15 protein-coding genes and 1 pseudogene are annotated in these 17,391 nt (G+C 59.5%); 13 read left to right on the top strand and 3 right to left on the bottom strand.

Features of this window, described 5'->3' with window-relative positions; all coding sequences use genetic code 11:
- Window positions 1-101: 101 nt before the first annotated feature.
- Both AA309_RS17265 and AA309_RS17270 read right to left on the bottom strand, forming a co-directional pair.
- A complete protein-coding gene (locus AA309_RS17265) occupies window positions 102-1,100 on the bottom strand; it encodes a 3'-5' exonuclease (RefSeq protein WP_052954791.1) in 999 nt (332 codons plus the stop codon).
- 170 nt (window positions 1,101-1,270) lie between these two features.
- Window positions 1,271-2,227, bottom strand: coding sequence for a tyrosine recombinase (locus AA309_RS17270; RefSeq protein ID WP_047190272.1), 957 nt, complete (start codon window positions 2,225-2,227; stop codon window positions 1,271-1,273).
- Between the two features lie 904 nt (window positions 2,228-3,131).
- Here AA309_RS17270 and AA309_RS17275 point away from each other — a divergent pair.
- The 11 genes and pseudogenes from AA309_RS17275 to AA309_RS17315 all read left to right on the top strand — a co-directional run bounded on the left by AA309_RS17275 (window position 3,132) and on the right by AA309_RS17315 (window position 13,180).
- Window positions 3,132-4,031, top strand: coding sequence for a DNA/RNA non-specific endonuclease (locus AA309_RS17275; protein WP_047190273.1), 900 nt, complete (start codon window positions 3,132-3,134; stop codon window positions 4,029-4,031).
- A complete protein-coding gene (locus AA309_RS17280; RefSeq protein ID WP_047190274.1) occupies window positions 4,028-4,285 on the top strand; it encodes a hypothetical protein in 258 nt (85 codons plus the stop codon). Before AA309_RS17275 ends, AA309_RS17280 begins: the two co-directional genes overlap by 4 nt.
- Window positions 4,286-4,438: 153 nt before the next feature.
- On the top strand, window positions 4,439-4,606 hold the full coding sequence (locus tag AA309_RS36560) for an excalibur calcium-binding domain-containing protein (protein ID WP_280136914.1): 168 nt from the start codon (window positions 4,439-4,441) through the stop codon (window positions 4,604-4,606).
- A 304-nt stretch (window positions 4,607-4,910) separates the two neighbouring features.
- A complete protein-coding gene (gene hxsD, locus AA309_RS37740; protein WP_047190275.1) occupies window positions 4,911-5,234 on the top strand; it encodes a His-Xaa-Ser system protein HxsD in 324 nt (107 codons plus the stop codon).
- On the top strand, window positions 5,231-6,709 hold the full coding sequence (gene hxsB, locus AA309_RS17295) for a His-Xaa-Ser system radical SAM maturase HxsB (protein WP_047190276.1): 1,479 nt from the start codon (window positions 5,231-5,233) through the stop codon (window positions 6,707-6,709). Before hxsD ends, hxsB begins: the two co-directional genes overlap by 4 nt.
- Before the next feature lie 4 nt (window positions 6,710-6,713).
- Entirely contained in the window at window positions 6,714-7,889 is a 1,176-nt protein-coding gene (gene hxsC / locus AA309_RS17300) for a His-Xaa-Ser system radical SAM maturase HxsC (RefSeq protein WP_047190277.1), read from the top strand.
- A 596-nt stretch (window positions 7,890-8,485) separates the two neighbouring features.
- On the top strand, window positions 8,486-8,656 hold the full coding sequence (locus AA309_RS37745) for a peptidoglycan-binding protein (RefSeq protein ID WP_160310482.1): 171 nt from the start codon (window positions 8,486-8,488) through the stop codon (window positions 8,654-8,656).
- Between the two features lie 705 nt (window positions 8,657-9,361).
- On the top strand, window positions 9,362-10,192 hold the full coding sequence (locus AA309_RS38045) for a peptidoglycan-binding domain-containing protein (protein WP_084731338.1): 831 nt from the start codon (window positions 9,362-9,364) through the stop codon (window positions 10,190-10,192).
- Between the two features lie 323 nt (window positions 10,193-10,515).
- The gene (locus AA309_RS17305) at window positions 10,516-11,694 is read left to right on the top strand and encodes a hypothetical protein (RefSeq protein WP_047190278.1); all 1,179 of its coding nucleotides are present in this window, start codon (window positions 10,516-10,518) and stop codon (window positions 11,692-11,694) included.
- 258 nt (window positions 11,695-11,952) lie between these two features.
- Window positions 11,953-12,660 (top strand): phosphodiester glycosidase family protein, encoded by a 708-nt coding sequence (locus tag AA309_RS17310; protein WP_244470398.1) that lies wholly within the window; start codon window positions 11,953-11,955, stop codon window positions 12,658-12,660.
- 9 nt (window positions 12,661-12,669) lie between these two features.
- Window positions 12,670-13,180 (top strand): annotated as a pseudogene (locus tag AA309_RS17315) (YciE/YciF ferroxidase family protein).
- Between the two features lie 170 nt (window positions 13,181-13,350).
- On the opposite strand, the gene AA309_RS17320 reads toward AA309_RS17315, so the two are convergent.
- Window positions 13,351-13,545, bottom strand: coding sequence for a hypothetical protein (locus AA309_RS17320; RefSeq protein WP_047190279.1), 195 nt, complete (start codon window positions 13,543-13,545; stop codon window positions 13,351-13,353).
- A gap of 303 nt (window positions 13,546-13,848) precedes the next feature.
- Here AA309_RS17320 and recD2 point away from each other — a divergent pair, with 303 nt between their 5' ends.
- Both recD2 and AA309_RS32160 read left to right on the top strand, forming a co-directional pair.
- On the top strand, window positions 13,849-16,047 hold the full coding sequence (gene recD2, locus AA309_RS17325; protein WP_047190280.1) for an SF1B family DNA helicase RecD2: 2,199 nt from the start codon (window positions 13,849-13,851) through the stop codon (window positions 16,045-16,047).
- A 221-nt stretch (window positions 16,048-16,268) separates the two neighbouring features.
- Entirely contained in the window at window positions 16,269-17,387 is a 1,119-nt protein-coding gene (locus AA309_RS32160; RefSeq protein WP_052954792.1) for a hypothetical protein, read from the top strand.
- Window positions 17,388-17,391 lie beyond the last annotated feature (4 nt).

Below are 17,391 nucleotides of genomic sequence, written 5' to 3' on the forward strand. Positions count from 1 at the left end.
TCATCGAGACAGGGGCCGCTGCGCTATTCTAGGCTGCGTGTCAGCTCTTGGAGGACCCAGCTTTTGGCTTGGCGTTTCGCGGGCCGCTTCATGGTGGCCTCCTAGCGTGTTGACCGGAACCTCTCGAAGGCGGTGATCCTCTGGCTGAAGGGCTCGACCTCGCGCCGGTAAACCTCGTGCCGCAGGAAGATGAGCTCGGCCTCAAAGGTCTCCTCGTCGACCTCCACCCACCACGCCTTCGGCCGGCCGTCGGTGCCGTCATTCCAGCGATACCCTCGCGCCTTTAGCACATCCTTCATGTCGAACGGGCTGCCTTCGGCCCAGATCCGCAGGAGCGCCTTCCGCGCCGAAGCCAGCAGATGCCCGAAGGGGAACCCGGCTCCGGAGGGCAGGGGCGCTGCCAGCACCTCGAGCAGGGCATGGCAGTCCTCGACGGCCCGGTGACCTTGGTGGAACCAGCCGCACTGAGTCAGAAGGTACCCGAGCTTCGATCCTTCAAACCCGAACCCGCTCCAGGCGATCTCGGAATGGGAGCAGGCCCAGGCCCTAACCTGGAAGCCCTCGGACAGGCGCTCACAGAAGGGGCGATCGAAGCGGGCATTATGCGCGATGATGAGATCCGCCGGCTCAATGAACCGCTCGACCGCCGCAAGATCAAGCACCTGACCTGCAACCATGTCAGGCGTGATGCCGGTCAGACGGGTGATCTCAGGGCTGATCGGCACGCTCGGCTCGCGCAGGCCATTGAATGTGCCGATCACATCGCCGATCCGGCCGTCGTCATCGTACAGAAAGGCGACCATCCCGAGTTCGATGACCTCGTCCCTCGTGTGATCGAGGCCCGTGGTTTCGGTATCCACGATGACGGCGATCCTCTCGCCCTGACGAGGCGGACGTGACGCCACGATGGGGCGGGGCTGCAAGCGGCGAAGGACACGATAGTCACCGGTTGCTTCCAGCATCCGGGCAGCAGTCTCATAGTCGGGAGCTTTGAAGGATTCGCGACAAGGCTTGGCCTCGACGATGATCTCATCCGCGGACCGCCGGATTGGGCCTAGCGGTGCGTCGTAGTCCAAGAAAAGATCAGCCTGCGCTCGCATTCCCGCACCTTCCGCCCCGCCGATGAGCCAGGCTCACGCCTGAGCCTGGCGGGGAAGACTAGCGAGATGCATGTCGCCAGATCGTTAACGGGCAAGGTCTAAGAGCTGTCGCTTGGGGGCTGCCGATCGTGCGCGGCTGCCACAACCACGCGCACGCATTGATCCAGCGTTCAGACGGCTGTTGTGCGCTCCTCGTCATTGAGCGGGTGGAGGTCTCGGACCATCTGGTGCAACCGAGAGGTGTCGAGATGGGTGTAGATCTGGGTGGTCTCAATGCCAGCATGCCCCAAGAGCTCCTGCAGCACGCGCAAGTCGGTGCCGCCGGAATGCATATGGGTGGCAAAGGCATGACGCAGCACGTGGGGCGACACCCGCTCCGGGCTGGAAAGCCCTGCCGCTACGGCAGCTTCCTTGATCTCCAGCAGGGCAGCCTGTCTTGTCAAAGCCTTCGTGCCGTTGCGCACGGAGTGGAACAGCCATGGGGAAGGTGCCCCTCCCGAATAGGCGGCAGCCAGCTTCTGCCAGTGGGCAATAGCCTCGATCGCGCGATCGTGCAGGGGCACGAGCCGCTGCTTGTCGCCTTTGCCGCGCACCAGCAGCATGCGGGTGCCGGCCGGTGCGGCGTCGGACGGCAGCGAAAGCGCCTCGCTGATGCGCATGCCCGAAGCGTAGAGCGTCTCGAACAGAGCAGCCCTTCGGGCATAACCAGCCTGACGGTAGAGACCAACGGAGGGATCAGCGGCGAGCCTGTGGGCGGTCTCCAGGAGAGCCTCGGTCTCAGCAATCGACAGGACGAACGGGAGCTTCCTGGGCCGCCGCATGGCCGACATGGTCGAGGTGGGATCGCGTGAGCCGAGCTCCTCAACAATCAGAAAGCGATGAAGCCCCCGGACCACGGTGATGCGCCGGGCGATGGTCGATCCGGCATAGCCGCGCTGATCAAGAGCGGCGATGTAGTCTCGGACCTGCTCCAGGCCGACATCGTCCAGGCCGAGGCTGTTCTCATCAAGCCAGATAAGATAGCAGTTGAGGTCATCGGTGTAGGTGTCGATGGTGCCGGCTGATGCGCCGAGCTCAGTCGCGAGCGCATCGAGCCACAGCTGTGCCAGTCGTCGATTGGCGCGCATGGAATCCTCCTGGACGAGAGGACTTTGCTACGGCACCGGTTACAAACTTCTTGTCAAAATGTTTGTTATGCGAAATGTTATCTCGATACGCGACCGGCAAGGACATTCGCCCGTCGAGCCACAATACACCGTCGTACGATCTCTCTAGTCACCGCAAAGTCTCACCGCGACGGCAAATTGCGGCTTGAATGTGGCAAGCCTTCATGGGATCTTATGTTCGCGGCACGCCCTCCTGCTGTGCCATAGTTGTTCTTTTCAATCCTAATCAGGACAGTTCCTCATGAAGCTCCTTACCGCCTTTGCTTTTGGCGCTGCTTTCGTTCTCTCGCCGCTCGCATCCATCTCTTCGGCGAAAGCATGTACAAACTCCTACGACACTGCCAAGGATGGTTCCAACTGCGGCGGCCGTGCAGCTGGCTGCAAGCAGGGTGGCCGCAGCGGCTACTGCTAATCGCATACGGGACCTCGTCCTACAGCTACACTGCGACAGGGATGCCGTAGCGAGTGATTACGGGTGGTTCTCGCTCCCGTCGAACCGATCGCCCGTAGGTTTATCCTGCGGGCTTTTTCATCTGGGGCTCCAGATTAGTCGCTCAGCACGACATGCGCTGGGGATAGCTTGAAGTAAGAGTCCAAAGGCCTAAGAAAGATGACATCTATGGTAAGAGGTTTGCTGATCGCGCCAACAGAACCCTCTTAGGCCGCACTCACGGCAACGCCCTCATCGGCTCCTGAGTGACGTCGAACTCCGGGAGTACGGACTTCGCCGCCGACCACATTTCAGAGGCATCTTCACGAGTCCTACCAATCTTACCAAGGCCCAAACCCTCAAGAAGCTCACTTTGCTCGTATGGAACGGACCTGCGAAACTCCTGTCCAGCCTCCTCCGCCTTAAGAGAACCCCGTGAGACAGCCCAACCACTTCCTTGCTTTCCTCCTCGGGGCATTCCTCATCGTCCCTCATGCCGTAGCAGCAGCCTGTCCTCAGCATTTCTTCGGCGGCTCCGCGCCGATACTTACCAATCCGAAGCTCGCACCAAAAACCCGGCAGATCTGTTACACGGAATTTGCCCTTCTCCACTCTGGACTGACCCGTACTCCGCTCTGGGTGGCCGAACATCTTACCCCTAGGCGAGTGAAAGGGGCTCGGGCACTCAACCGATTGAATAACTTCCACGCCGATCCCAACCTCCCGCCCAACGAGCGGGCGGAACTATCTGACTATGTTCGCAGCGGCTTTGACCGTGGGCATATGGCTCCAGCGGGAGACATGACGACGCCCCAAGGCATGAATGAGTCCTTTTCATTGGCCAACATGGTCCCGCAGAACTCCGATAACAACCGGAACCTGTGGGAGAGCATTGAGCGGGCTGTGCGGGACTACTCGGAGCGCCATGAAGTCTACGTGGTGACCGGTCCTATCTTCCAAGGTGAGAACCTTCAGGCTCTGAAAGGGCGTGTCCTAGTGCCCACTCACATAGCAAAGGCAGTCTATGATCCTCAGAGCAACATCGCGGGAGCTTATCTTGTCTCTAACCAGCCCGGGAATGACTACAGGATCATCTCGCTGGCCGAACTGCAGCAACTCTCGGGCATAGACGCATTCCCTCAGTTGTCTGCATCGGTGAAGCAAACCACGACCGGCCTGCCTGTTCCGCAACTGCGGCGACCGAGAGGGGGCGGAAGGAGTGTCTCGAGGCCCTCTGTCGAAGAGGAAGCGCCGTTGCACTCCCCTCGCCCCTCAACGGGTGGCTTTGTCGGAGACATTCTTGATGCCATCGATCAATTCGGACGCCGCCCATGACCAAGAAGTTCCAACCCTTCTCAGACGATAGTGCCTCACTGAGCATTGGCGAGTTCACCATCGAGAACGGGACTGACAAGATTGCCGTCTACGGTTCCTTGGACGTGACCCGCGATAAGACTGGGCTCAAGAAAGCCAAGGCACTGAAATCGGCTGTCGACGCTATTGTGAAGGCATTGGAGCAAGACAAGGAATTGCCTGATGAGAGCGGTCCGACAGAGACGCCTCAGCAGGTCAAGAATCCCTTTGCATAGATCCAATAAAGTGGGGCACAGATGACACACAAGCTTACAACGCTCGCTCTAGCGGGTTTCATGGCTCTTAGCTCCTTCGAAGCAGCGGGAGCTGTTGGCAGCCCCGATCAAGGCACGCCCTCCATGAGCGTGGGACGCGTCAAAGAGACCCTGATGGCTCAGCGCAGAAGCTGCAAGGCGGTCAGCACCTGCGAGGAAGCCGTTGAGATGTGGTGCGGAGGCTATAGCCGTGCCGATGGCGACGATGACGGAATTCCCTGTGAGAACGTGTGTCGTTCGCTTTCTCAGGTTGAAGCGATCAAGAAGAAGGTAGGCTGCTAACAAATGCGGTCTCGGAGAGAGTCTCAGAGGCCATTCAGGATGGAGAGCATAAATGTTGAGCAACGATGTTGTTTACAGTCCTGCGCATGTCAAATTTAGGAACTTGGTCATGCCGAAACTACTAAGACAGAGAATCCTGTCCAAGTAGTCCCGTAACATTCGCCGAAAGATCATCTTAAAGGCGAATATAAGTGGCAGTTCTCATTCTCACGCAAGAACTCCAATACTTTATTAATTGTGCATCGCCGCAATATATCAACTTTCCACCCGCCCAGCGTAGGTTGACGCAGTGGTTTCCGTTCCCATGCCCCTCCCCATTTCTGAGCCCGTTACCGAGACACACGTCATCGAGGTTGACCCAAACGTCCATCCCCGTGAGGCGGTTCTCCGAGCCTGCTATTGGCTCTCCCACGAAGCCGAGATCGATATTGTCACGATCGATGAGGGTCGCATCCGGCTAACCCTGAAATCCCGCGATGGCCAATCTGAATCAGGCCTCGCTTGGAGGCTGCGATCGGCGCTTATCGATTTCAGCATTCGCGTGGATATCGAGAGAGAGACTTCCGATCTACGAAGCCGCATCTGGCAAACGGCATTCAGCGAAGCCATGGGGACTAAGCCCCGATGAATGAGCAGCGCGCCATTCAAGCGGCCTCCTCAACTGGGAACTACGGCCAGCTCCCCTTCAGGTTCATGCGCCTTGATACCGGACAGGTCCTAGTGACCTCGGAGGCTGGAGATTTCCACGTCCTCGATCCAAGCACCTTTGCGGCGTTCGCTCGCCGAGAGCCACTCGCTGATGGGAACACTCTGAGAGGACTTGAGGCGAAGCACCTTCTCTACAAGACATCTCCAGAAACTGCGGTTCGCCTCCTGGCAACAAAACTGCGCACAAGGAAGTCCTTCCTTCGCGGCGGACCGTCTCTGCACATCTTCGTCGTGACGCTTGGCTGTGACCATGGCTGTCACTACTGCCAAGTCTCGCGCCGACTGCACTCGGCTGGGCGCTATGACATGTCTCTAGAGACTGCCGCCGCGGCCGTGGATCGACTTTTCGATAGCCCCTCCCCCCACCTTACTGTCGAGTTTCAGGGTGGGGAGCCGCTTCTCGCCTTCCCTGTCATTCGTCGCATTGTTGAACTCATCCAAGCCCGGAATGTTCAGGAGTGCCGCCAGATCGTCTTCTCAATCACGTCGACACTGCACCACCTGACTGATGAAATTCTGGAGTTCATGCGCATCCATGATTTCCAGGTTTCAACGTCCTTGGATGGTCCAGCAGACCTTCATGATGCAAACAGACCGCTTCCGGGTGGAAGCGCCCATGAACTGACCGTCCAGGGCCTTCAACGCGCACGCCAGGCTCTTGGGGACGAAAGTGTATCCGCACTCACTACCCTCACCCGCCGCAGCCTCGAGCGGCCGAAGGAGATCGTTGATCAGTATGTGCGGCTCGGCTTCCGATCCATCTTCCTGCGGCCCCTCAGCCCCTATGGATTCGCAAACAAGTCAGAGCGACGGCTCGGCTACGCGGTCGAGGATTACCTGCGATTTTACAAGACCGCGCTTAGCCACATCCTCGAGATCAACAGGAGCGGGTACCTCATTGAAGAGGCTTACGCCAAGATTCTGCTCTCTAGTATCCTGACGCCGTTTCCGACACCTTACGTGGATCTGCGCTCTCCCGTCGGCAGTGGCTTCGGAACACTCGTCTATAACTACGATGGCGGAGTGTACGCCTCCGACGAGGGACGCATGCTCAAGGAGGTTGGCAACGATACCCTGCGCCTCGGATCAGTGACCGATGATTTCCAGACTCTCATGCGGTCCCCCGCGATGGAGCTCCTAGCAGCGTCCGGTCTTGCCGAAACGCTCCCTGGATGTTCCGATTGCGCCTTCGTACCCTACTGTGGTCCCGATCCGGCAGGTTCGCTTTCCCGTCACGGAGATCCTGTCGGGCACCGAGCCGAGAGTGAACACTGCCAGCGGCATATGGGACTCTTTAGAATTCTCTTCAACCATCTTGCCGAAGGCGACCCCGCTACGCTCGGAATCTTTGAAGATTGGGTCCATGGCGTTCCCTCTGTAGCCAAGGCAGCATAGTGTCATGGCCCTTCCGCTTCATACACGAGGCACAGTCGCCGGCCACGGAGCTTCGGCTCTCTACAAGGTGCTCTCCTTAGCCGAGGCGCTCCGCCAGGATTTTCCACTTCCGCGGGCGATGATTGATCTGCGTGAACTCGACGGGGTTGACCTCAGTGCGCTGGTTGCAATTGGAGCCGGTGCCATTCTTGATAAAGACGGCAGCCTTGCATCGCCGCTTCCAACGCTTCACTCGCTCACGATGCCTGCAGTTGTCGCTCCAGGGGATGTGGTGCGGGTCCACCCGTCTGGACAAGTAAACGTTCTCTACCGACGTGGTGCGAACGCTAACACGCTGTTCGCAACCGAGCGGTGCAATAGCCAATGTCTCATGTGCAGCCAGCCGCCGCGGGAGGAGGATGACAGCTGGCGGATTGGCGAGATGATTGACCTGCTTCAGCTTATTGATCGTGACCTGCCAGTTCTCGGAATTACGGGCGGGGAGCCGTGCCTCCTTGGTGACGGTCTGGTCGAAATCCTGAGAACAGCAAAGCAATATCTGCCAAACACAGTCCTGCACGTACTCACCAACGGACGGCTCTTTGCGGATCGTGCCTTTGTCCGCTCGTTTGATCAATCAGCAGGTCAGGTGGTGTGGGCGGTCCCAGTGTACGCTGACAATGCAACAGACCACGATTATGTTGTTCAGGCCGATGGGGCCTTCAATGAAACGGTGAACGGCCTTCATAACCTCGCGGAGCGCGACCATCGTATCGAGATCCGCTGTGTTCTGCATCGTCAGACGGTCCACCGCCTTCAGGAGTTGGTCGAGTTCCTGTACTGGAACCTACCGTTTGCAGAGCATGTGGCACTCATGGGCCTTGAGCCTATGGGTTATGCACGCTCTAATCGCGATAAACTCTGGATCGACCCAATTGAGTACGCTGACACACTAAGCCAAGCTGCAGCCTACCTGTGGCGGCGAGGTATCACGGTGTCGATCTACAATATCCCTCTCTGCCTGCTCCCAGATCAGGCACGGCCATTTGCCCGTCAGAGCATCTCCGATTGGAAGAACGTTTTCGTTCCGGAGTGTCAAAGTTGCACGTTGCGTGAAGCCTGCTGCGGGTTCTTCAGATCCGCAGGCGACGGCTGGCGTAGCAAGGGCATCCAGGCAATCGAATCTAAGGCAATCGCATGAAGCGCAACTGGACAGCATTCATCAAGAACGTTCTTGCCTGGGCAATGCCGGCAACAGCAGTAGCAACGGTCTGGTCGCCCGCGGACGCTGCATTGACGGTCTTACCTGAAGGTGTCGCAGGATCGGATCCAGGATCTCAAGGTCGTCCACTCACGTTCGAGCGTCCGAATTATATTGATGGCCGGCAGCTCTACGCGGGACACCGCAGCCATTCGAGCCATCGCAGTCACTCAAGCCACCGCAGTCATAGCAGTCATTATTCGGGCTCTGGAGGAGGCTATAGCTACTCACCTCCGCCCACCTACAGCCCACCGCCTGTCTACACCCCTCCGGCTTCAAACCCATATGTTGCGCCTCCCACGAGCAGAGGATATAGGCCATCGATCGGTTCGCCCGAACCAGGGCAGACGACTACGGCACCCGGGCTGTACATTCCTAAACCGCCGCCGAGCACAGTGGGCGGAGCTGGGTCCGCGCCCCGCCCCCCGACACCGCCTGTCAGTGGTGTGGCTCCTTTGCAGCCTGCTCCCGGCAACAGCAATGCTAACTCTCCTGGAACGGTAGCATCGCGACCTGTGGCGGCGGAAGTGATGGTGATGCGTGTCCAAGTCGAGTTGCGAGCGCGTGGCTATTACTATGGCCCGATCGACGGCCGGCTATCTGCGGATACGCAGTTGGCCATCCGAACATTTCAAACTGCGCAGCATCTTCGAGCGACTGGTTACATGGACAATGAGACGCTCGCCCGACTCGGAATCGTTTACTAAACCCATGATCCCCAAGTCACTCACTCGGGCAATAAATATCACACACACTTGTCAACGGTGCTGAGAGGCGCAGATCTTATGAAGTCCGCCCGCCTACTTTTAATACTCACCCTCGCTGCACTCGGTGGGCAGGCCAGAGCACAGACCACTTCAGAAGACTTGTCGGCGTTGGATCCGGATAATCGCCGTTGGGTCGAGCAAACCTGCCCCCGCTCCTATGGGCCGTCGCTATGGACGTCGTGCGTCAGTCGGCAGATTGCTGCCCTCCGAGCGCCGGGATGGCCTGCTGTAAGTGCATTGGCACCCGAAATGCAAATTTGGGTTATGCAATCGTGTCCTGCTAGCCATGGGCCTCAGCTCTGGAGAAGCTGTGCCGAACGACAAGTGGCAGCCCTCTCTTCATCTCTGCCAAACGTCTCCGATTTGTCTTCCGAGGCCCGTCAATGGATTGATCAGACGTGCCCTAGAAGCCATGGCGCCCAACTCTGGAAGTCGTGCGTTGAGCGAGAAGCGGCCGCTGTTAGACGTGCTTTTGGGCAACCCGGCGTACAACAGAATCGAGAGGCGTAACCGTCCCAAGCATCCCCGCTGGATAGCCCTGCTACAGCAATTACCCGCCCGTCGACTCCTGTGGAAGAACCTCCAGCGGCGGGAGATGGGTCCAAGACTCAGCCATCATCGTCCCTCCCCTCTAGCTCTCCATTGATGCTCACAGTCAGACCGGCCGGCTCCGTAGAGGCTCCGCGAGATTTGACACGCCTCGAAGTTGCAGTGGAAGTTCAGCTTCGACTAAGAGAGCGCGGCTTCCTGAAAACGTCGATAATTGATGGGGTCTGGGGGCCGCGATCACGTATTGCCTTGCGTGATTTCAAAGCAGCTAACGGCCTCCCCAGCACTGACGAATGGGATCTTCCAAGTCAGACCGCACTTTTCGGTAGTATGTCCGCAACAGCTCCACAATGGTACGCCCCTCCTGATCCAGCAACGGAGGCAGAGGGGTTGTATCGCCCGTTCGCGTCTGTCATGGGAACAACGCTGCACCCTCTAAATCCGTCTGATGCAAATCTGATTCAGGCAAGACTATCAGAGCTAGGATACTACCGGTATCAGCCTGAGGGGATCTGGGGACTCGTTTCCCGCTCGGCGCTACAGGATTTTAAAGCTGCAAATGGGCTTTCGGCCGATGATGTATGGGATGGAAGTGTCGAGGCGTCTCTACGTCAAGCACGTCCAACACCAGCGAGTGATACGCCATTTGGTGAATGGTCCGTTGTGGGCTTCGCCTGCTCTGCTGAGATGAACCCACGAAAGATGGTCGTTTCAGCGAAAGGTATCGTAGTGGGATCAATGATATGCGATATGCAGGGACCGTTAGCTCGGTCCAGCGCAGACTGGTCTGGATCTGTCTTATGCCATATAGATGGACGTGATATTGCCTCAAAAATCTCCCTTAGAGTTTCTGGCCAAAGACTAGTCGATCGATCTGTCATAGGTACTTCGACGATTGTCCCGACCTCATTTGATCGATGCTCATGACATTTGTCCAAGCGGTATAGCCCACAATGCTAGCGGTTCGTTGGGATATGACTGTTATAGACGCCGCGCTCGTTGCTTAGGCTCGAACAGCATCTGGCCGAGGCATACAAATTGCGCTGCAGAAATGTGCGTGAACTGAGAAACTAAAAAACGAAGCAATATTCCCTGCATGGGTAGGATGTCCCCACACCAATCTAGTTGGAGTCTTATCGATTGAGTGCTAATAGCTTGCCAAACCCTAAAGCTCTTTTCTGGATGAAATGGTCGTGACATTGCGTCCTTCCTCCTCGATTGAATCTTTTCTAACGATCAGGATTTACTAGATGCCCGGCATCGCACGTCAGTTCGAGCCGCAGATTACCCGTAGTGGTGGCGCTCCTTCCAAATTCCGCTTCACCATCCGCTGCTCGGAATGTGTCAGCACAGACTCTTATGAAGCCTCCAGGCCTACCAGCGATGATGCCGTCAAAGCTTACTTCAGCGATCGCGGCTGGCTGCTTGGTCGCGCTCCCTCCTTCGACATCTGCCCGGCCTGCTTAGCTCACCCTCGCCATGGTCAGGAGATGAAGTCATCTAACATGCCACGGCGCGAGACTGGAGCGTCGAACAAGCGCCGCCGGGACACGGCCGAAATCCTGGCTCGGCATCTGGGCAAGCCCGAGGCTCTAGCAGCCGAGGTTTTCCGCCCGAACGCGGCGCCGCCGTCTCAACCATCCGCCTTACCGGCTCCGCAGCAGCGCGCCCCCTCGCCGGCTCTGTCACCAGAAGTCGAGCACGCCCTGACCGGGATGGCCGCGGATCTGAAAGGCCTGCGGTCCACCATGGAGCTCATGGCCGAGCAGGTGAGCAAGCTGGTGGCTCTTGGAGGCCAACAGATCGAGGCCATCGCACGTCTGGCGCCTCTGGTGGTGCAGTCGGCGGAAGGGATTTCCGGTGGTCTGCGGGAGGTTGCCGGTGCGGTTCGATCAATCCCGAGCCCACCTTTTCCCACAGGTGAGGCCACAAAGCCTGCAACCGAAGACATGAAGGTTGAGGAGCAACCGGCATTAGAGCTTAACCTCATCCAAGAGGTCGACCGTCCGATCGGCTCGGAACCAGGGCCGGCACCGACTACGACGGAGACGAGAAAGCCATCCAAGCAGCGCCGGCTCCCCAAGGGGAACGAGGCACTCGCGCCCAAAGCGGGCTCTGCGCCAGTCGTGGTGAAGTCGATTCCCGACGCCAAGCGCCCGGACCGGTACTACACCTCCATCCGCCTGCCGCGGGCGTTGTGGGATAGCGCTGGCTTCGGATCGGAAGACCGCCTCCTGCTCGACTGGAGCGGGAAGGCCCTGACCATTGAGCGCGCCACGGAGGGCGGCGTGAAGCCGAAGTCGATCGGGGATGCTTCTGTGGTTCTGCAATCCTGGAAGCTCGGCAACCTCAACTTCGATCAGCCCAAGGTCACAGGCGCTAAGGCTTCTCTGCGCCTGGCCGCTGGGCGCACGCACCGTGAAGTGTGATCATCGCGCGACACGTGCGGGGCGACGAACCCGAGCCTGATAATCCTGTGCTCCCGAGCAGCAAGTCCTGGCGACTGAGACCTGCTGGTGCGAGCTGCAGGACCTGAGCTGCCCTGCTGAGGATCCGTCAGACGTTGGTGCGTAATTCGGCCTGCGGCGGTGAAGTAGTTTCGGCATTCCTCGGGCTCGACTAGATCGCAGCAAAGGAGAAAATGATTGCAGCCTGATCCTGTCGGACAGGCTCAATCCGATCACTCTCTGACGCCAACTGTTCGATCAAGTACCGACTACTGCAGCCGGTACGAAGTGAAGCTGTTCTGGCGCGGGCCGGACGGGGATGTGCTCGGCTCTTTCAGTCGGCTGAAAGAGACGCCGGAGGGTGCACGCGTTGCTTTCGCGATGAATGCGGGCATGTACCACGAGGATCGCTCGCCGGTGGGGCTTTATGTCGAGAACGGAAAGGAACTGAAGGCAGCCAACAACAGGAACGGGCCCGGAAACTTCCACCTCAAGCCCAACGGCGCCTTCTATGTCAAAGGCAGTCAGGCCGGCGTGTTGGAAACGGATACCTATCTCAAGTGGAAGATCAGGCCGGATCACGCGACGCAGTCAGGCCCGATGCTCGTCATCAATGGGCGCCTTCATCCCAAGTTTTCGGAGCAGAGCACGTCCTTGAAGATCCGCAACGGTGTCGGGGTGAAAGATCAACACACGGTCGTGTTCGCGATATCAGACGATCCGGTCACGTTCAGCACATTCGCCCGATTGTTCCGCAATCAGTTGGGCTGCGCCAACACCTTGTTCCTGGACGGCAGCATTTCCAGCCTTTACGCACCTACATTAGAGCGAATGGATTCGCTGATGCCCATGGGCCCCATATCGAGGCTTTGCGCCGACGTCCATAATGCGGAGCCTCGCTGGGGAACAGACGGCAATGAGATCTGTTGGGTTGGGATGACCTGGTAAGGAGATCCCATACCGGCCAAGCAGAAAACCCTCGACGATCCTTTCCTGGATACCCTGAAGGACGTGTATACCGGCGACGTGTATCACGCCGAGAAGCAGATTCTGAGAGCCCAGCCGAAAATGGCGAGGGCCGCAGAGTCCGATTAGCTCCCCGCCAAGCCCTCGAAAAGCATCGTGACGAGACGGAGGTTCAGATCGAACGTCTGGAGCAGGTCTTTGCGATGCTGGACAAGCCTGCCCGGGGCAAGACGTGCGAGGCCGTTCAGGGCCTCGTCCAGGAGAGCAAGGACCTCATGCAGGACTTCACGGATTTCGAGGCCTTCGATGCTGCCGTCATTGCCGCTCAACAGTCGGTCGAGCATGACGAGATCTCGCGCTATGGCACGCTGAGGACCTGGGCTGCGCATCTCGGCATGAAAAAGGCGGTCAAACTGCTCGTGCAGACGCTTCAGGAGGAAAAGAAGACCTACGAGGTTTGACTCAACTTGCCGAGGAAACAGTCAATCTGAAGGCTGCCTGAGCTGATCTCAGCGAGCTATCTCGTATCCGGTTCATGGAGCGGCCAGACCCAACTTCGGCCGCTCATACAGCCCTGTGCCTGAGGACTAAAACCTCCAAGCTACAGGCTTGGTCATCGTGGCCGGCGTTGATCGCACGGCTTGGCCACCTGACCTTTGAGTACAGGCGCTTTCAGTACGGCAGCGTGCGACCGGGCTGCTCCGCAAGCCTTTGCTCGCGATCGATCAGAGCCAGAGTTGCCTGGATGCGCGGAGGAAGCGGTTGCTTGATGACTTCCGCATAGATCGAGCGGAGATCCTGTCCGATCCGGCGCAGGAGTTCGGTATCGGAGATTGAAGGTCGCCCGCCATCCGATCCACTCTCCATCCCAACCTCCCGGTCCGCATCCAATCCCGGAGTACGGCATCGTTAGCTGGCTGTTAACCATCTTTTCTGTTGCCTGTGGAAACCGGGCAGAACCTTCCTCGCACCCGGCTTTTGCCCTTGCCCGTCCAACATTGGAGGCGGCTTCGGGATTCCCATGGACGGCGCTGGTGTCAATCCGAATCGCCGCAAAAAAGCCGCGAAACAAACAGAGAACATTTGCCGCTCAGGACGGAGAGCATCCTCGTCAGCGGTGCCATCCAGCGATACAGTCGGAGAGGCCGGGAACGATTCCCGGCAGGCACCATGAACCAGATGATTCGATCCTCACAAGTGGATCAGAGGCCTGCCCTTGAGACTCTCGCGGGCTCAGTCGAGCGCGTCACCTTCCACAATCCCGACAACGGCTTCGCTGTTCTGAAAGTCCACACGCGCGGCAAGCGTGATCTTGTGACAGTCGTCGGCCATACCCCCAGTGTATCCGCAGGGGAATGGATCACCGCCAGCGGGCTGTGGATCAGCGACCGCACGCACGGGCTCCAGTTCAAGGCTGAGGTGCTCAAGACCACCCCGCCGACCGGAGTGGAAGGCATTGAGAAGTACCTCGCTTCAGGCCAGATGCGCGGCATCGGACCGGCCATGGCCAAGCGGATCGTGGCAGCCTTTGGCGTGGACACCTTTGAAATCATTGAGGCCCAACCGGAGCGTCTGACTGAGGTAGCGGGCATCGGCCCTTGGCGAGCCTCGAAGATCGTGGCGGGCTGGGCCGAGCAGAAGGCGGTACGGGAGATTATGATCTTCCTGCACGCGCATGGGGTCGGGACGGCTCGGGCGGTCCGCATCTTCAAGACCTACGGCTATGAAGCTGTTCAGGTCATGACCGAGGACCCGTACCGTCTCGCGAAGGACGTACGCGGGATCGGCTTCCGGACGGCGGATGCCATCGCGGCCAAGCTCGGAATGGAAAAGACCGCGCCGCAGCGCATCCGGGCCGGTATCTCGTTTGCGCTCCAGACCGCTACCGACGAAGGTCACTGCGCCTTGCCGGTCGAAGCTCTCACCCGTCTGGCAGAACAACTGCTTGAGGTGGATGAAGCCATGATCCGCCCGGCAATCCTGGACGAGCTTGCGAAGGGGGAAGTCGTCTCTGACACCATTGGCGATGAGACCTGCCTTTTCCTGAAGGGCCTTCATCTGGCCGAGCAAGCGATTGCCTCCCGGCTCATCGACAGGGCGTCGGGTCCACCACCCTGGCCCGAGATCGACCTCGACAAGGCCATTCCTTGGGTCGAGAGCCGGACGGGCAAGACCCTGGCAGCCTCGCAACGCGAGGCTCTGAAACTAGTGCTCGGCTCAAAGGTAGCGGTGGTGACCGGTGGCCCAGGTGTTGGCAAGACGACCCTCCTCGACGCGATCTTGCGCCTGCTTGTCGCCAAGGGTGTCCGGGTGGCGCTGGCGGCTCCCACCGGACGCGCGGCCAAGCGGATGACCGAGCAGACCGGGCTGGAGGCCAAGACCATCCACCGGCTGCTGGAGATCGACCCGAAGCATGGTGGCTTCTCGCGTGATGAGGAGAACCCGCTCGACTGCGATCTGCTGGTGGTGGACGAGACCTCGATGGTCGACGTGCCGCTGATGAATGCGCTCACCAAGGCGGTTCCGCCCCATGCGGGCTTGCTGCTGGTGGGCGACGTAGACCAGTTGCCCTCAGTCGGATCAGGGCAAGTTCTGGCCGACATCATTGCCTCAGAGCGCATGCCGGTGGCTCGCCTGACCGAGGTGTTCCGGCAGGCGGCGGAAAGCCGGATTGTGGTGAACGCCCACCGCATCAACAAGGGCCAGATGCCAGAGCCGCCAAAGGCAGGCGAGGAGAGCGACTTCTACTTCTTGGAGATCAATGATCCTGAGGAGGGCGTACCGAAGATCATCCAGATGATCAAGGAGCGCATGCCGCGCCGGTTCGGGCTCGATCCAATGAAGGACATTCAGGTGCTGTGCCCGATGAACCGGGGAGTCCTCGGAGCCCGCAACCTTAACATCCAGCTTCAGGAGGTGCTCAATCCCAGTCCTCCCACCAAGGTGGAACGGTTCGGCTGGCGCTTCTCGCCGGGTGACCGGGTGATGGAGACGCAGAACGACTATGACCGGGAGGTGTTCAATGGCGACCTCGGCACGGTGGCTCGGATCGATGATGAGGAGGGAGCGCTAATCGCCTCCTTTGACGGGCGCGAGGTCTCCTATCCCTTCGGTGAACTCGACACGCTGGTGCCCGCCTATGCGACCACGATCCACAAGTCGCAAGGCTCGGAGTATCCGGCCGTCATCATTCCTGTCGTCACGCAGCATTTCACAATGCTGGCCCGCAACCTGCTCTATACCGGCGTGACACGGGGCAAACGCCTGGTCGTATTGGTCGGCCAGAAGAAGGCTGTGGCAATGGCGGTAAGAGGTGGACAGACGAAGAGGCGCTGGACGAAACTGCGGGAGTGGATGGCCAGCTCTTGACCGGATCCGACCTTCATAGGGCATTGTCCGGCAGCAGAAGGTCAATCAAGCGTAAAAGGCCGCGTTTCCGGTGCTGTTCGCGCTCACACGCTTCCGCTCTCGGGATTGTATCGGAGGGGAATGTCGGCGGAGGGCGGGGCCGGTACCAGCATGCTGCCGACGCCTGCGGAGCTTGAAAATCCCATGCGCTACGGACTCCTGGAGGTGGTACAAGCCGCGTCATGCCCCTGCTCGCCTACACCCACTCAGGGGAGCCGCTTGTTGCTCCTCTGCTATTCGATCATCAATGGGAGCACCTGAGATCGGCGCAAAACCGCGACGCGTGGATGCCCCATGGGAAAGGACGGGCCATTCCCAAGGTCTCACGCCTCGGGACACGGTTCTTCGCTCATCCTCCCGGACAACCGACGACAGGAGCAAAGGAGAGCGATCTCCATCTCTACATCAAAGCCCAGAGCCTGATCGGCGCCCGGGCCGCAGGCTGGGATGCTCTCCCGGAGCAATCCGGGACCACGCCTGACGGCCATGACTGGCGGGCGGATGTCCTGTGCCGCCGGCCCGGAAAAGCCTGGACCGTCGCCGTCGAGGCCCAGGTCCAGCTCCAGGGCGAGGAAGCCTACCGTCAGCGGCAGGAGCGCTATGCCGCTTCAGGCATTCGCGCCCTCTGGCTGGTCGCTCACGAGCCCGCGGCCCTGCACCGCTATTGGCGCGAGCCCGATCCGTATCTGCCGGCCTTCAAAACCACGGTCGGGAAGGATCGGCACGGCCGGCCGGAGGCGCAGGTGCAGATCGACGGCTTATCGCTCGCCATCCCCGAGTTCGTCTCTGGCGCGCTCAGCGGGCAGTTGCACTGGTCTGGGAACGGCCGGCACGGGATCATCATGCTCGTTCTCCGCAAGGACCAGTGTTGGCACCGCACCTGCCGAAAGACGGTTCTCCTCGCCTACAGGGCCGAAACGCTGCGGAGGATGCCGCTCGGCCTTGAGGCGGCCCAGGCGATGACGGGCTATGGCGACGCTTATGCCAGGACTCGAGCGGTTCTTCCCGACCTCGCGGACAATCCATGGCCGCTCAGAAATGCTCTCGCGTCGCGTTGCCCTCACTGCCGGCGGGAGATCCGGTATCACAGCCATGACTGGGCGGGTCAGGATGTCGTTGAAGTGCCGATCGGCGTCGATGCCGGTGAGCAGGGCCGACGCCTCGGCGTGACCCCACATGCGCAATGGCATTGGGGACCTGAATCCCGTTGGACGCGCTGGGCTCCGCTCGGGGGCATCGGCCTGATCTCCCATCGCCGTCTCGCGATGCATCCGAGACGCCTCGGCCCCGGGACAGGCTGACAAG

It is taken from the genome of Microvirga vignae (assembly GCF_001017175.1).
Lineage (GTDB): Bacteria > Pseudomonadota > Alphaproteobacteria > Rhizobiales > Beijerinckiaceae > Microvirga > Microvirga vignae.

What these genes read in the sequence shown, in the direction of transcription:
- hxsC (WP_047190277.1), top strand. Translation starts at nt 6,714, where the DNA reads ATGGCCCTTCCGCTTCATACACGAGGCACAGTCGCCGGCCACGGAGCT.
- hxsB (WP_047190276.1), top strand. Translation starts at nt 5,231, where the DNA reads ATGAATGAGCAGCGCGCCATTCAAGCGGCCTCCTCAACTGGGAACTAC.
- AA309_RS38045 (WP_084731338.1), top strand. Translation starts at nt 9,362, where the DNA reads ATGCTCACAGTCAGACCGGCCGGCTCCGTAGAGGCTCCGCGAGATTTG.
- AA309_RS17320 (WP_047190279.1), bottom strand. Translation starts at nt 13,545, where the DNA reads ATGGAGAGTGGATCGGATGGCGGGCGACCTTCAATCTCCGATACCGAA.
- AA309_RS36560 (WP_280136914.1), top strand. Translation starts at nt 4,439, where the DNA reads ATGGCTCAGCGCAGAAGCTGCAAGGCGGTCAGCACCTGCGAGGAAGCC.
- recD2 (WP_047190280.1), top strand. Translation starts at nt 13,849, where the DNA reads ATGAACCAGATGATTCGATCCTCACAAGTGGATCAGAGGCCTGCCCTT.
- AA309_RS17265 (WP_052954791.1), bottom strand. Translation starts at nt 1,100, where the DNA reads ATGCGAGCGCAGGCTGATCTTTTCTTGGACTACGACGCACCGCTAGGC.
- AA309_RS17280 (WP_047190274.1), top strand. Translation starts at nt 4,028, where the DNA reads ATGACCAAGAAGTTCCAACCCTTCTCAGACGATAGTGCCTCACTGAGC.
- AA309_RS32160 (WP_052954792.1), top strand. Translation starts at nt 16,269, where the DNA reads ATGCCCCTGCTCGCCTACACCCACTCAGGGGAGCCGCTTGTTGCTCCT.
- AA309_RS17305 (WP_047190278.1), top strand. Translation starts at nt 10,516, where the DNA reads ATGCCCGGCATCGCACGTCAGTTCGAGCCGCAGATTACCCGTAGTGGT.
- AA309_RS37745 (WP_160310482.1), top strand. Translation starts at nt 8,486, where the DNA reads ATGCGTGTCCAAGTCGAGTTGCGAGCGCGTGGCTATTACTATGGCCCG.
- AA309_RS17270 (WP_047190272.1), bottom strand. Translation starts at nt 2,227, where the DNA reads ATGCGCGCCAATCGACGACTGGCACAGCTGTGGCTCGATGCGCTCGCG.
- hxsD (WP_047190275.1), top strand. Translation starts at nt 4,911, where the DNA reads ATGCCCCTCCCCATTTCTGAGCCCGTTACCGAGACACACGTCATCGAG.